At 68.0% G+C, this 12,539-nt stretch carries 13 protein-coding genes and 4 pseudogenes; 7 read left to right on the top strand and 10 right to left on the bottom strand.

The annotated features are described in order from the left end of the window. Positions 1 to 281, top strand: a pseudogene (locus ACZ6C1_RS35355) (transposase); the annotation flags it as partial. Between the two features lie 367 nt (positions 282 to 648). On the opposite strand, the gene ACZ6C1_RS35360 reads toward ACZ6C1_RS35355, so the two are convergent. Further along, positions 649 to 1,080 (bottom strand): hypothetical protein, encoded by a 432-nt coding sequence (locus tag ACZ6C1_RS35360; protein ID WP_469246931.1) that lies wholly within the window; start codon positions 1,078 to 1,080, stop codon positions 649 to 651. Between the two features lie 470 nt (positions 1,081 to 1,550). Between ACZ6C1_RS35360 and ACZ6C1_RS35365 the strand changes: the two genes are divergently transcribed. Further along, on the top strand, positions 1,551 to 1,910 hold the full coding sequence (locus ACZ6C1_RS35365) for a hypothetical protein (protein WP_469246932.1): 360 nt from the start codon (positions 1,551 to 1,553) through the stop codon (positions 1,908 to 1,910). Between the two features lie 5 nt (positions 1,911 to 1,915). Here ACZ6C1_RS35365 and ACZ6C1_RS35370 read toward each other — a convergent pair whose 3' ends face one another. Beyond that, complete coding sequence (locus ACZ6C1_RS35370) at positions 1,916 to 2,335, bottom strand: MarR family transcriptional regulator (protein WP_469246991.1); 420 nt, start codon at positions 2,333 to 2,335, stop codon at positions 1,916 to 1,918. A gap of 124 nt (positions 2,336 to 2,459) precedes the next feature. On the opposite strand from ACZ6C1_RS35370, the gene ACZ6C1_RS35375 reads away from it, so the two are divergent. The 4 genes from ACZ6C1_RS35375 (at position 2,460) to ACZ6C1_RS35390 (ending at position 6,042) form a co-directional block, all read left to right on the top strand. Then, a complete protein-coding gene (locus ACZ6C1_RS35375; protein WP_469246933.1) occupies positions 2,460 to 3,332 on the top strand; it encodes an alpha/beta fold hydrolase in 873 nt (290 codons plus the stop codon). A gap of 514 nt (positions 3,333 to 3,846) precedes the next feature. After that, positions 3,847 to 4,407, top strand: coding sequence for a hypothetical protein (locus tag ACZ6C1_RS35380; protein WP_469246934.1), 561 nt, complete (start codon positions 3,847 to 3,849; stop codon positions 4,405 to 4,407). Beyond that, the gene (locus ACZ6C1_RS35385; protein WP_469246935.1) at positions 4,407 to 5,546 is read left to right on the top strand and encodes a hypothetical protein; all 1,140 of its coding nucleotides are present in this window, start codon (positions 4,407 to 4,409) and stop codon (positions 5,544 to 5,546) included. The genes ACZ6C1_RS35380 and ACZ6C1_RS35385 overlap by 1 nt, the downstream gene beginning before the upstream one ends. Before the next feature lie 4 nt (positions 5,547 to 5,550). After that, the gene (locus ACZ6C1_RS35390; RefSeq protein ID WP_469246936.1) at positions 5,551 to 6,042 is read left to right on the top strand and encodes a hypothetical protein; all 492 of its coding nucleotides are present in this window, start codon (positions 5,551 to 5,553) and stop codon (positions 6,040 to 6,042) included. Here ACZ6C1_RS35390 and ACZ6C1_RS35395 read toward each other — a convergent pair. After that, entirely contained in the window at positions 5,982 to 6,593 is a 612-nt protein-coding gene (locus ACZ6C1_RS35395; protein WP_469246937.1) for a DUF6233 domain-containing protein, read from the bottom strand. The two genes, ACZ6C1_RS35390 and ACZ6C1_RS35395, sit on opposite strands and share 61 nt — an antisense overlap. A 266-nt stretch (positions 6,594 to 6,859) precedes the next feature. Continuing rightward, a complete protein-coding gene (locus ACZ6C1_RS35400) occupies positions 6,860 to 7,174 on the bottom strand; it encodes a hypothetical protein (protein WP_469246939.1) in 315 nt (104 codons plus the stop codon). Between the two features lie 444 nt (positions 7,175 to 7,618). On the opposite strand from ACZ6C1_RS35400, the gene ACZ6C1_RS35405 reads away from it, so the two are divergent. Continuing rightward, the gene (locus ACZ6C1_RS35405; protein ID WP_469246941.1) at positions 7,619 to 7,903 is read left to right on the top strand and encodes a hypothetical protein; all 285 of its coding nucleotides are present in this window, start codon (positions 7,619 to 7,621) and stop codon (positions 7,901 to 7,903) included. A 374-nt stretch (positions 7,904 to 8,277) separates the two neighbouring features. On the opposite strand, the pseudogene ACZ6C1_RS35410 reads toward ACZ6C1_RS35405, so the two are convergent. The 6 genes and pseudogenes from ACZ6C1_RS35410 to ACZ6C1_RS35435 all read right to left on the bottom strand — a co-directional run. After that, a pseudogene (locus ACZ6C1_RS35410) lies at positions 8,278 to 8,388 on the bottom strand (NAD(P)H-dependent glycerol-3-phosphate dehydrogenase); the annotation flags it as partial. Positions 8,389 to 8,593: 205 nt separating this feature from the next. Beyond that, the gene (locus ACZ6C1_RS35415) at positions 8,594 to 8,821 is read right to left on the bottom strand and encodes a hypothetical protein (protein WP_469246943.1); all 228 of its coding nucleotides are present in this window, start codon (positions 8,819 to 8,821) and stop codon (positions 8,594 to 8,596) included. Next, the gene (locus tag ACZ6C1_RS35420; protein ID WP_469246944.1) at positions 8,818 to 9,393 is read right to left on the bottom strand and encodes an RNA polymerase sigma factor; all 576 of its coding nucleotides are present in this window, start codon (positions 9,391 to 9,393) and stop codon (positions 8,818 to 8,820) included. Before ACZ6C1_RS35420 ends, ACZ6C1_RS35415 begins: the two co-directional genes overlap by 4 nt. Positions 9,394 to 9,770: 377 nt before the next feature. Beyond that, complete coding sequence (locus ACZ6C1_RS35425) at positions 9,771 to 9,938, bottom strand: hypothetical protein (protein WP_469246946.1); 168 nt, start codon at positions 9,936 to 9,938, stop codon at positions 9,771 to 9,773. Between the two features lie 208 nt (positions 9,939 to 10,146). Then, positions 10,147 to 10,892: pseudogene (locus ACZ6C1_RS35430) on the bottom strand (Tn3 family transposase); the annotation flags it as partial. Positions 10,893 to 11,052: 160 nt separating this feature from the next. Further along, positions 11,053 to 12,431 (bottom strand): annotated as a pseudogene (locus ACZ6C1_RS35435) (IS1380 family transposase). Positions 12,432 to 12,539: the final 108 nt, after the last annotated feature.

Genomic DNA, 12,539 nt, shown 5'->3' on the forward strand with positions numbered 1-12,539 from the left:
TTCAAGCCCCAGCGCCTCCACGCGGACAAAGCCTACGACCGCGCCGACCTGCGGAAATGGTTACGTGGCAAACGCATCGGAGTACGGATCGCGCGCAAAGGCATCGAGTCCAGCGAACGATTGGGCCGCCGCAGATGGGTCATCGAACGGACGATGTCCTGGCTGTCCGGTACCGACCTCTGAGTCCTCGCTACGAGCGCGATCCCCGCAACTACCTGGCCTTTCTCGGACTGGCAGCCGCCCTGTGCTGCTACAAACGGCTCGTCCGCCTCACCACATAGGACACGGTCTTAAGGCAACCAAGATGGATGACGACCCCGAATTCTACGTCTGACCACGCTTCCGCGTGCTATTGGTCATCCGAGGGCCCCCCGGCCGGTCCGACCACCTAACGGCCCGACGGCGGATCGGCGGCGGCCGCTCGGCCGGACGAGACCGGCGACGGCACCGGGCCGACGGCGCGCGGGCCGTGGCAACGGCGGCTGGACGGCAGCGGCCATGCGAAGGGCACATCGGAACGACGCGCTCGAGCCGGGACGACGAGCGGCGACCGCGGAAGGGACAAGAACCGCGGACGTCGCCGCCCCTCACGTCGGCCCCGCCCTCATCAGCGGCGAAACCTGGGGTTAAAGCCAGCCGGCAGCCGGTTCACGCGTGCGGTGCGTGGCCAGCCAGGTCCACGGCGCGTTGGACCAGGCGCGGAATCCGCTGGGGAACCGGATGAAGTTCCTCATGCACCAGAGACATGACGTCCACGTGGCGCAGTTGCCTGTCAGCGCCGAGGACCTCAATGACGGGAGCCCACCCCCTGGGCGCGGCAGGGTTGGAGACGGCCCTCCAGACGCCGCCGTGGACGCGGACCAGTACCTCCGCGACGAAGGCCGTCAGCTGGGCGTGGAACCAGATCCAGTCGTCCTCTTCGAACTCCCGCCATGGTGAGCGGGAGACGAAGTCGTCCAGGAGCGGCACAGCCGTCAGCGGGTCACGTTCGAAGGCCTCCAGGTCACCGCCCAGGGCCTCGACCATGCCACGGATCGCCGGACCAGCTCCCGTCGCGAACTGCTCGATATCGATATCCATCCTGGGAACCTAACCCCGTCGCCACGCAGACCGGTCGGCGGCCCTGACCGGTCACAGATTGGTGCGGGGGGCCGAACGTAACTGGTCGGTGTGGCGGAGTGTGCGGCGTCTGGCCGCAGCGATCGCGGAGGTCTTGCGAGGCGAGCGGGCGGGCAGGGGGGGGTCGTTGTCCGCGAGCTGGGCGGACGGTGGGATGTGTGGGTGGTCAGGGCGCGGATGTGGTCGGTGAAGTCGGGGTCGGGCAGAGGCAGCTCGACGTCGTCGTCGACGTAGCTGACGGCGGCGGAGACGTAGTCGATGACGGCTTCGACGGTGTGTGTCTCGCCCTTGGCGTGGTCGGTGTGGATCTTGAGGGCTTTCAGTACGCGGAGGGTGGTGGGGAGGCTTGCGTCGGTGGCGATGATGCGTGCCTGGTCGACGAACTGCGCTGGGCGGTCTTCGTCCGAACTCGGTGGCGAGGTGGGGGTGGCTTGCTGCTGCCACCAGGTGGCCTGGTCGTGCTCGCCGAGGGCGAGGTGGTGCAGGTAGAGGCAGTAGGAGGCGGCGGTGTCCCCGGCGCCGGCGGCGTACTGCCACCAGAAACGGGCGGAGTCTTCGGCGTCGGTGAGCTGGAGGATGCAGCCAAGGACGCGGGCTCCGGAGGGCTCGGTGAGGAAGTCACCCAGGGCAGTGACGGCTGTGTCGTCGCTGACGACCGTCTCGCACAGCGCGGTCAGGTCGTCGGCAGCCGCACGGCGGTCAGCCTCGCCCGGTACGGTGCCTGGATGGGCGGAAGGTGCCTGCGGTGGGGGGAGGGCCAGCTGGTGTGGGTGATGTCCAGCGGCACGTAGGGCGCCTAGACCGCTGCCTTCCGCATCCCAGTCAGAAAGCCCCTGACCGCGGCCAGTTCCCGCTCGTCGTATCCCCGCAGCAGGTCCACCGCCCGATCGATGAGCGGTCCGAAGTGGGACCAGCCGAGGGCGACCGCCCGCTCGTCCACTTCGATGGTGACCTTGCGGCGGTCCCGCGCATCGCGCACCCGCCGCACATGCCCGGCCCGTTCCAGGCGGTCGACCAGTGCTGTGGTTCCTGCCGAGTTGAGCCCAAGAGTGGTGCCTAGGTGCCCTGCTGTGGTCTCCACGCCGGCGCGGGCAGCGTCCATCAGGGCGATCAGCGCACGCACGTCGGTGGGGTGCATGCCGTTGCGCTGTGCGAACCGGGTGCTGTGCCTGCCCAGGTCGACGGCCACCGCACGCAGCAGGTGGACGATCTCCATCTCGGGCCCCGGCTCGGCTCGTTCGACGAGTTCCTCACCCTCCTGATCGGGCACGGAGCACCTCCACGTATCATCTCGCCCAACAAGTATCTTGCTGAGCGAGATAATAGAGGAGTCGCCGTTCATGAACGCTCGCGATAACTACGACGCCGACAATTTCCTCATGGCCTACGACAAAGTCATGACCAAGTGGCCTGCCGCTCGCGAGACGGCGACCGTTCCCACGCCCTTCGGCACGACACACGTCAACGTATGTGGCCCGGCCGACAGGCCCTCGCTCGTCCTCCTGCCCGGCGGAGGGGGCGCAACCTCCGCGTCCTGGTACGCGCAGGCCGCCGAACTGTCACGCACTCACCGGGTGTTCGCCGTCGACTTGATCGGCGCCCCCGGACGCAGCACTCCCGACGGCGACCGCCGCCCCCGTACGGTCGCCGACCTGTCGGCCTGGCTGGACGCGCTCCTCGACGGCCTCGGAGTGGCCGAGACCGACCTGGGCGGACACTCGTACGGCGCCTGGATCGCGCTGCATCACGCCATGCGCGCGCCCGACCGGATACGCCGCCTGGCCCTTCTGGACCCGACCCAGTGCTTCGCCGGGTTCAGCCCGGCCTACCTGCTGCACGCACTGCCCATGCTGCTGCGGAACACACCCCGCCGGGTCCGCGCCTTCCTGGAGTGGGAGACCAAAGGCTCCGCCCTCGATCCCGACTGGCTGGCCCTCCAAGAGGCGGCCGCCGGTTTCCCCTTTCTCCGACCCGTAACCGGGCCGCGCCCGGCACCGGACGCCCTGCGCGGCCTGGACCTGCCGGTCCTGTTGTTCCTCGCCGGAAGCAGCAGGACCCATGACCCCTCCAAGGTGGCCGCCCGCGCCGAGGCGCTGCTGCCACGCGTCGCAACGACCGTGCTGCCGGATGTGTCCCATCACGCGCTTCCGCACGCCATCCCGCCCGAGGCGAACCGTAGCCTCGCCGGCTTCCTGGAACGGTCCGGTGACTGAGTCTCAGCCCGCCCCGGGCACCGCACCCTGAAAATCAACCCTCGTTTAGCTCCGCTAATAGCACTTCCGATACACGGCCTAAGGCGGCCTGTACCACGACCACGGCGATCCTCCCATTTCGGGGCGAGGGCTCAGGGCCAAACACCTGGTGGTCGTACTCGCCGGACAGCGCCTGCCGTGCGCGCACCGAGGCTCCAGGATGCCTGTCGAACCACACCCGATCGGCTTCCGCCGCTCGATGCCCCGCCGCCACGCTCATGCCGCGGATGTCGAAGGCCGAGCTGTTTGCGGCAACGGCGTGACCATCGCGATGGCACGTCGATGCGCGAGCCTGAGCGCAAGAACGGCGTGACGTGGCGGAGGCGCGGAAGGCGTTCGACTCGTCTGGCCGGCACCGCACAAGAAGCTGCCGCACGACATTCCTCGACCAACGCTACCGGGTCTCCATCCTGATGTGATCATCCGACCCTCGCCATGATTACCTGAAGGGTGACACCGAACGGGGGAATCACGCATGAGCGAAGGCAAAGCAGCAGGCAGCGACGGCAAGGCCACAGGGGACGACCGGCTTCCGGAGCCGGACGGGGCGAAGCTTCCGCTGTCCCCGGACGAGATCGAGCGCCACAAGGTCCTCCCAGGCTGGGAGGGCCACTACACCGCGCCGCACGCAGGCAGCACCGCCGACCCGCTGAGCCGGCCGCAGTTGCTCCCGGGCCCTCCCGGCCTCCAGCCGCCGCCCTCCGGCGGACGGTCGGTCGACCTGAACATCGCACCAGGTGTGCTCAAGAAGGCCGCCGGCCAGATCGACGACATCTACAACCACTTCTACAAGCCGGCCGCGTCACTGGAGGAGCCCGCGCTGAGGGCGGTGGCCGCGCTGGAGGGCCTGGAGTCGGCGCGGGCGGTCCGGCTCGCCCACCGGCAGTGGGAGCGGCAGGCCGGTACGGTCACGGCCTGGCTCGCGCACATCGCTGAGAGCCTGCGGGCCAGCGACGGGACCTACACCCGGACCGACATCGCGGTGGGTCAGACCACAGGTCAGGTGCGGATCCGCTCGGCGCTGGAGGACTACTGATGGCGGAGACCTTCTACCTCTCCCTGCTGGCCGTGGACCTGTCGGCGCTGGACGGCCTGGCGGATCGCTGGGAGATCATCCACCGGGACATCAAGGGCCTCGGCAAGCGCATGCACGACGAGGCGCTCACGCCGCTGCGCGACAAGGGCTACTGGGAAGGGGCGGCGGCCCCGTACGCCTGGAAGATGATCGACGACATCGGGCGCCAGCTGGAGAGCGCCGCGAAGGTGGCGGACGCGGCCCGACGCGTCGTCGAGGACGGCGTGGGAGATCTGAAGTCTGCCCAGAAGGACCTCAAGGACGCCACGCGGCGGGCCAAGGAGAAGGGCCTGCACATCAACGCGGACGGGACGCTCTCCCCAGACGTCATCGACAACGTCTGCAAGGTCGAGTTGACCGACGAGGAAAAGAAGACCATCGAGGCAGCGGGTAGGGAGCTCGCGCAGATCCTCAGACGGGGGGTCACAGCCGACCGCAACCTCGCCTTTAGCCTGATGGCGGACATCGGCCTGGGCCAGTGGTTCAACAGCGACCCGGAGCTCACCGACATCGACTCCACTAAGAAGATCAGCGAGGGTGCGTACAACGCGCTGGACCTCGCCTTCCAGGGCAAGGACCCCTATCCGGGGCTCAGTTCGGACGATCCGTACTCGCTGGGCTGGGACTGGGTGAGCGGCGACGGCCCTCGGCACCGCGACTACTACTACGGTGATGAGATGACCGAGCTGATCCGGTCCAGCGAGAGCATGGAGCAGCTGCGGCTGGACACGCTGGAGCAGTGGCGGTCCACCGGCCAGCCGGAAGGCAGCGTGGCGTACTCGATCTCGGAGAGCGGCAAGCTGGGCGCGCTCAAGAAGCTCATCACCACGGACTTGCCGGCGATCGTCACCGGCGATGAGGACCATCTGGGCGAGGCGTTCACCGGCTCGTACAACCTGAACTACACGGTCAAGGGCCACGACCCCGACGGCTCCCTGGTGGTCGAGTACACCATGAAGAACAACACCAGCAACGAGTCGTTCCTTCACTACATCGGCTACTACGACTGGCTGGAGAAGGTCAACCGCGAGGAGGGCGTCTTCTCGTCCGTGGACCAGAAGATCGTCTGGACCGAGCGCATTCCGGCGAAGGAGAAGTGAGTAGATGTCCCGAGCACGTCCGCTGGCGGCCGCCGCCGTGCTGGCTCTGCTGACCTGCCTGCCGGGCTGTTCGTCGGCGTCCACCGCTGTCGAGGGCTGCATGGGGAAGCAGGCGGTCGGCGCGACCTCCGGGGAACTCGCAGGCACCTACCGGGGCGAGGGCGACGCGGAGGGCGTGACGCTCACCCTGAAGGCGTCCGAGAGCGAGCCGGGCAGCGGCACGGTAACCGTACGTGACTGGCCGACCGGTGACTGGTACCGGAGCGAACTCGGCGAGTCCTTCGACGGGTCCGGCACCTGGTCCATGGTGCAGGGCGGCACCTCGGCCACCGAGTTCGCGCACCTGTCCCTCTCCTTCACGACACCGAAGCGCTTCCTGGACGGGGACACCCTCGACTCCCTGTCGATCGCCGAAGGTGACGGACGCATCCATCTCTACGCGGAGGACGACCCGGATGTCTGCCCCGCTTTCCGACTGCGGCTCCAGGGCGGCTGATCCCGACGCAACGCGCGGCAGCCGGTGAGGGGTTCCAGTCCCCGCGTGGCCCTCACCGGCTGGGGGATGACAACCGACACCACGGGCTCGGCCGGAACGGCGGCGACCTGCACGGCCGCAGCTTCGGCCGCCGCGGTCCTTCGCACGCGGCGGCCCTCCGGGCGCGGACATGCCCCACGCGGACATGCCCCACTCGTGCTCGCGGCCCACACCTGGGCCGTCACCCGCTCGTGCAGCTTACAGATCGCCGAGCGACTCCTCACCGGCCAACCAGGACCACGGCTTGCCCTAGCCTTCAGCACGCCCAGCTCGGTGTTGGGGCGGCATATCGAGCAGGCCTCCACCTGCTGTACCAGCGCCCGCCGCGCTGTTTCCTCCGACGCGCCGGCCGCCCTTCTTCCAGCCAGCGCGCAGGTCCCGATGTGCACCTTCACCGGTGTCCGGGTGGCGTCAAGGCCGCGCTGGATCAGGTACGGCGGCGGGGCGGGCGGAGCCGTACGTTGCTGGGACAGGGCTCCTGGACCGGCTGGTTGAGACTTCGCACACCTCACCCAACGGCACGGGAGCCCTGTCCGTTGCGGGCACCAAGGTCATCACCCGATCGGTGGCCACGCTGAAAAGGCTCATTTTTTGGGACAGACCATAGATGTCCCCCGTCCTGAGGTAGGCGCCCGGGCAGGTTCACGTACAGGTGGGCATGCCCGTACGCTTCCAGCGCGTGACCTTCAGCTTCATGAGGCCCTCTCCGCCCTGAGATGCATCGCATCCGACGCCGCACTCGTCCACCGCGGATTACGGGGAGAGCCCTTGGCTGCACCTACACCACCTGGTAGTGCAGCGTGTAGTGGGCATCGTCCAGCGTGAAGGTTTGATGCCTCATTCCCTGCCCCTTTTCCGACTCACGGATGGCGATCCTACCGAGGAAGTCGTTGTCGTCCGGCCAGTCGTGCTCCTGCAGGTCGACCAGTGAGGTTCCGTTGACGGGGCGGGTCATGTTGATCTCGGTGGCATGGCCGGCCCCTATGGAATCACTTACCAGCAGTTCGCCGTCGTAAATGAGAAGGATCTCGTCATTGCCGCTGTCTTCGGTTTCCTCGCAGCTGAGGCGAACGAGGTGTGCGGTGGCTGACATGTTTCTCTCCCTCCATTTGAGCCAGAAGATTTCACCTTTCCAACCCTCCGCCCCGTAGCACGATTTGTCAAAAATGGGATACATGTCAACAGTCGATGCTTCTATTGAAGCGGCAACGTGATGCCACTGCTGCGCAAGCTGCTTTGCGAAACCGGCGTTCCCATGGCGCGTCCGACCGGTTGCGCAGACTGCCGAACCCCAGGCGGCGCTCTTCACAGAAGATGCAGCCGCCAGCGGCCTGACAGGCGGCCCGGATTCCGTCCGGGTCCTCGAACGCGCCGCAGCCGAAGGGGCCATGGTGGAGGGCACGTCGCCGTCGTTGCCGTGGCTGATGGTAGATGCTGCCGGCCGGGACATCGAGCGTGTCAACAGTTGCCTACAGGATCGGATGCTGAGCGCTAATGGCCGCAGCACGGAACAATGTCCCTACCGCGAAGGGGAGCCATGGCTGATGGGATCGATGTCCTGCTAGAACTCTGGAAGGATCATTGGGCGGCTGACCGCCAGGTGGAGAGTCAAAGGGCGACACTCACGAACATCATCATCGTGCTGATGCGGGCTGGTCTGGGCTTCCTCGCACAGAAGGGCCTGCAGACGTCCATGCTCGTCGTGACGTTGCCGATGCTTGGCCTTGGGCTCTACGGCACTCTCGCTTGCCTGAAGTTTCACGAGAGGAGCGCTTTTCATGTTGGGCAGGCCAAAAGGGCTGCGTCGGAAGATCGCCAGTAAGTTCCCGGACCTGAGCATCGAGACCGGTCTGACGGAAACGAGCCGTGCTCAGCGGGCTCGTTTCCCGCGACTGAGGAGACTGCGTTCGTACACAGTGTGGGTCGTGGCTCTACCCTAGCTGAGTCTCACCTCTTAAGAGGTGAGACTCAAGCGGTGAGTTGGCGGCTTCATGCCCCAACTAGGGTCCGATCACGCGGTGAAGGCGCAGTAGGTGCCGAGGGTGAGGCCGGAGAAGGTGATGAGCTGGCGGGGTCTCAGCAGTGAGAACGCCGCGTGCATGGCGATGCCGGCGGCAACGGCGTAGGGCATCGTCTGCGGGATGAGCAGGGCGGGCGGGCAAAGCGAATTCCGCTGCGACGACGGCGGCCGCGACCAGCGGCCGCCCCCGCCCTGGCCGCCGGGTTCGCGGCCAAGTTCGGCCCGGAGAGGACCGCGATCCGGCCCGCGCTCAGGCCGGTCACCTCGGCGATGACCTGGCTGGCGCGCTCGCGGTGCTGCCGGGCGCCGTTGCATGCGGCCCCGGCCGGGGTGGTGGACTGGTGGGGCTGCCGGACCGGGGCCCAACCACGGTGACGAATCACTCGCGGTGAGCGGCACCCCAGGCCGCCGGGTTCGGGCGCTCAAGCGGGTGGAGGCGGCTGGAGGTGCCAGCCTGATCGAATGACGACAGGCCGGGTGTGCGTCCAGCGGTCAGGGACGTCGCGCTTCTTCCGCCTGCCCTGTTTTCTGCGTAGTACGGCGACGGGTGCGCCTTGAGGTGCTTCGCAGCGGGTGCCGAGAGAAGATGTCCGCCAGTCCCGCGTCCGGGTCCACGCGAGACGACAACGTCTCTAGTACGCCCTCCTCGGCGCGGGCGAGAATCTCATCAAGCAGGACGTCGTCGCTGGTGTACCCGTTTTCGGTGGTGTGGTCGGTCATCGCCCCTCCTTGGAGGCCAGGCCGAGGGAGTGCTTCAGGGCTGCTCGGGCGCGAGCGTAGTTTTGGCGGACGGCTTCGGGTGTGGTGCCTAGGGCACTGGCGATTTCTGAATGGGTGAAGCCATCGAGGTGCCAGGCCATGACGTGTCGTTGCCGCGGGGGCAGTGAGGCTAGCGCGGTATAGACGCGCTGCTCTTCCTCTTTGAGAGTGACGGCCTCAAACGGGGAGGCGCCGCCGGGTAGATCCGGCATCAGCGCGGTCGGGTGTTCCCGTCCTGCGGTCTGGCGAAGGTAGCTGCGAGCCGCGACGGTGCGTAGCCAGGCGTTCGGCGCGGTGATCTGCGCCCAGCGCGGAAAGGCCTCGGTGAAGGCGGTATGGACGGCGTCAGCTGCCTCATGTGGGGTGGCGCCCAGCCGCATCACGAACCGGATCATGCCCGCCACGTGGCGGTGGTAGAATAACGCGAATTCGGCGCGCTGTCCCAGGAGTTGCGCTCCCTCTGTGGGCCGTCGGGGGGCGACCTTCTTGACCCTCTTGGCCACCGCGTATTCGGTGGTCGTGGATTCATCCATGACTGCCGCCCGTGTGAGGTATGCCGACCTCGATGGTGGTTTCCTGCCCTGCCAGGCGCTCTGTCATTCGGCTTCCCGCGGGCAGGCACCGGGCGCGCCCACTCGCACCGTTCTGATGCAGTTGGGCCAGTCGCACGACAGTGCGACATGCGATCCATTGATACAGCAGACGCACAACCGCGCCAGCCAGCGCAACGAGCACGCCGCTCAATACAGGGTCCATGACGGCCAGGTCTCCATCCGTGCAGGCGGTCGGCGGTGCGCAGCACCCGGATACACCAAGTAGTGCATCCAAGGGCCCATGGCGTGACATCCCAGCTCGACTCGTACCGGTTCGGGGCTGCACGACCGTACGGTGGCGGCGTCACCGCCCCGCTTCATGGCGCGGTCACCATGCCGAGAACCACACCCGCGCCTATGTGCAGCAGGCCGTGGCCGAGGCGGTGGAGAGGCACGAGCACATCCGGGCCGAGGACGCCGAGGAGTGGCTGTGGTCCGACCTTCGCCTGGGCGGAGTTCGACACCGAGGCGGCTCTGATGCGCACGCTGGGCCGCTTCGAGGGCCGTGTTGAAGCCGACCGTCCTGTTGGGGACTCCTTGGAGGAGTTCATGGCCTCCGCGTTCCACGTCCCGGTGCGCGACTGGGACCTGCACCGATACAGCGACTGGTTCCTGCTCTCCTGCGTGGTGCTGCCCTGGGCCCGTCGAGCAGTACGACGCCGCGCTCGCGCCCGCCTCGCTGACAGGCCGGCTTCAGTCGGCCGCCGACTCGTCGTCGTCCTCGTCCAGCTCGGGAGCCTCCGGGTCGCGCAGCGGGCGCAGGGCGCCGGCGGCCGGGGTAGAGGCGGTGAAGCTGTAGCGGCCGAGCAGGTTCAGGTTGCGGTGCTTGAGTGGGGACAGCCGGGCGATGTCCTCGTCGCGGATCTCGTGACTCTCGGCCCGCAGCGCCGCGACGGCGGCGTCGATGTACTTCGTGGTCCACAGCACCACGGCGTTCAGGATCAGGCCGAGCGAGCCGAGCTGGTCCTCTATCCTGTCCCGATACGCCTGGTGGATCGTGCCGCGCCTGCCGTGGCACACGTCCCGGGCGAGCTTGTGCCTCGACTCCTGCACGGTGAGCTGCCGGTTCAACTGGCGGCGGTAGGTGTCGTCGACCGGGTCGACCACGGCCAGCAGGTGCAGGGTCTTGGCGATCCGCCCGTACTCGGCGAACGCCTGCCCCAGCGGGGTGAGCGTCCTTTGCGGACCGAACATCCGCAGCAGGTCGTAGGCACGGACCTGGTTGGTGACCAGAAAACCGGCCACCCGCAGCATGTCCGGCCAGTGCGTGATCACCTTGTTCAGGTTTTCCGGTTGCGGGCGATGTCCTCCAGCGGCCCGTACGTCCCCGTCTCCACCCCGGACAGGCTGGCCCGCCAGAACCGCTGGTCGTCCAGGTCACGAAACCGCGGGCTGAGGTTGTAGCCGAGGATCTTGAACAGGCCGAACACCATTAGCCTCGATCTTGCGTGACGGTCCGTCGGATTCTCTGGCGGGCCGTTTCGTCTTGTGAGGCGGGTGGTGGGCAGGCTGGTGGCCCGGCTGTCGCGTCGGGTGGGCGCCGGGTTCCACTACTCCGGATGGGTGGGAGGGTTCGTTGGGATGGGGCGTTGTCGCTGGTCAGCCGGGGTTCGGGAGGGCTTGCAGGCGGTCGAACGCGGTGGTGATCAGGTGGGTCCAGGGCCAGTGCCGGGCGAGGCGGAGGTAGCGGCGGCGGCCGGTCGTGGCGAGCTGGCTGGCGGCGGAGAACAGCCACCAGCCGGAGCCGCTTGGGTTCCCAGCGGCGGGCCTCGCCAGTCAGTCAGAGCGAGCATCGGCAGCCAGGCCAGCAGGTCCAGGGCGATCTGCACGATCTCCAGCCAGATCCGGTTCTGCGCCGCGCGGTGCAGGGGGAGGTTGCGCAGGCCGGTGTCGCGGGCGGCGCGGATGCGGTCCCATGCCCGGGCCCGCTGGCGGTGCCGCAGCTCCAGCTGGGCGATCGGCGCGTTGGCGGTGTTGGTGGCGAAGCAGGTCAGGCGCATCCCGTCGGCGTCGGTGAGCCGCAACTGCGCGCCCCGATGCGGCCGTTCCTTGCGCACGATCAGCCGCATGCCCTTCGGCCAGCCCTTGAGGACGTCACCGGCGAGCTCGGCGACCCAGGCGCCATCGCGAACTTCGCCGCCGGGCTCGACGGCCGGGGTCCAGGCCGAGGCCGGAACCAGGAGTACGGCCTGGTGGACCGCCTCGGTGATGGTCATGCCGACCGAGTACGACAGCCAGCGGCCGCGGGCGGCAAGCCAGTTCACGAACTCGTGAGTGCCGCCGCCGGAGTCGGTGCGGATCAGAGTCCGGCGCCCCGCGCCGATACCTGGGCGGGAGCTGGGCCAGCGCGATCCGGGCTGCGGTGATGTGGTCGGCGGCGGTGTTGCTGCCCGCGTTCCCTGATCGCAGCAGGCCGACGGGCTCTCCGGATCCGGTGGCGCCGTGGTCGACGAACGCGAACAGAGGATGATGCCCGAACGTCTTCTTCCAGGTCGCGGCCGCGTCCTCCTTCTCGGAGTGCGCCAAGACCAGGACGCCATCGATGTCCACGACCACCTCACCACCCGCGTCCGGGGCCTGGTGCCCGGCCAGCTTCCAGACCCGCTCACGGGCATCCGCCCTGGCCCGGCGTATCGCTGCCAGGGCGCGCGGACCGGCTGCGGCCAGGGCGTCAATGAGCCGGGAAACGGTGGGATCGGAGGCCACCGGGCCGAACACGACCGGCTCGGCACGCAGCACCGCGATGTCAGCCAGGCAGTCACCGCCCAGCGCGGTCGCCAGAGCCAGATCGAGCAGGACCTTGCCCGGATCGTGCACCGCCCTGGGCTTGCACCACGGCGCGAGAGCAGCGGACAGCGCAGCGTCCAACCTGCCCGACGGGCCGTCTCCACCAGCAGCACCCCGCCGGCCTGCGCAACCACCCCACGACCGCCACCCGACACCAGCACACGCGGGTACGACCCGATACGCTTACTCACCTGAGAAGTGCCTCCGACGGACGCGTGAACAAGGGCCTAGGCAATCCTCATTCTCACTGGTCAGAAGCACTTTTCACTTAAACGATCACCTGTCGGACAGCCCGCTTG

This window comes from Streptomyces sp. NPDC041796, from assembly GCF_055590785.1.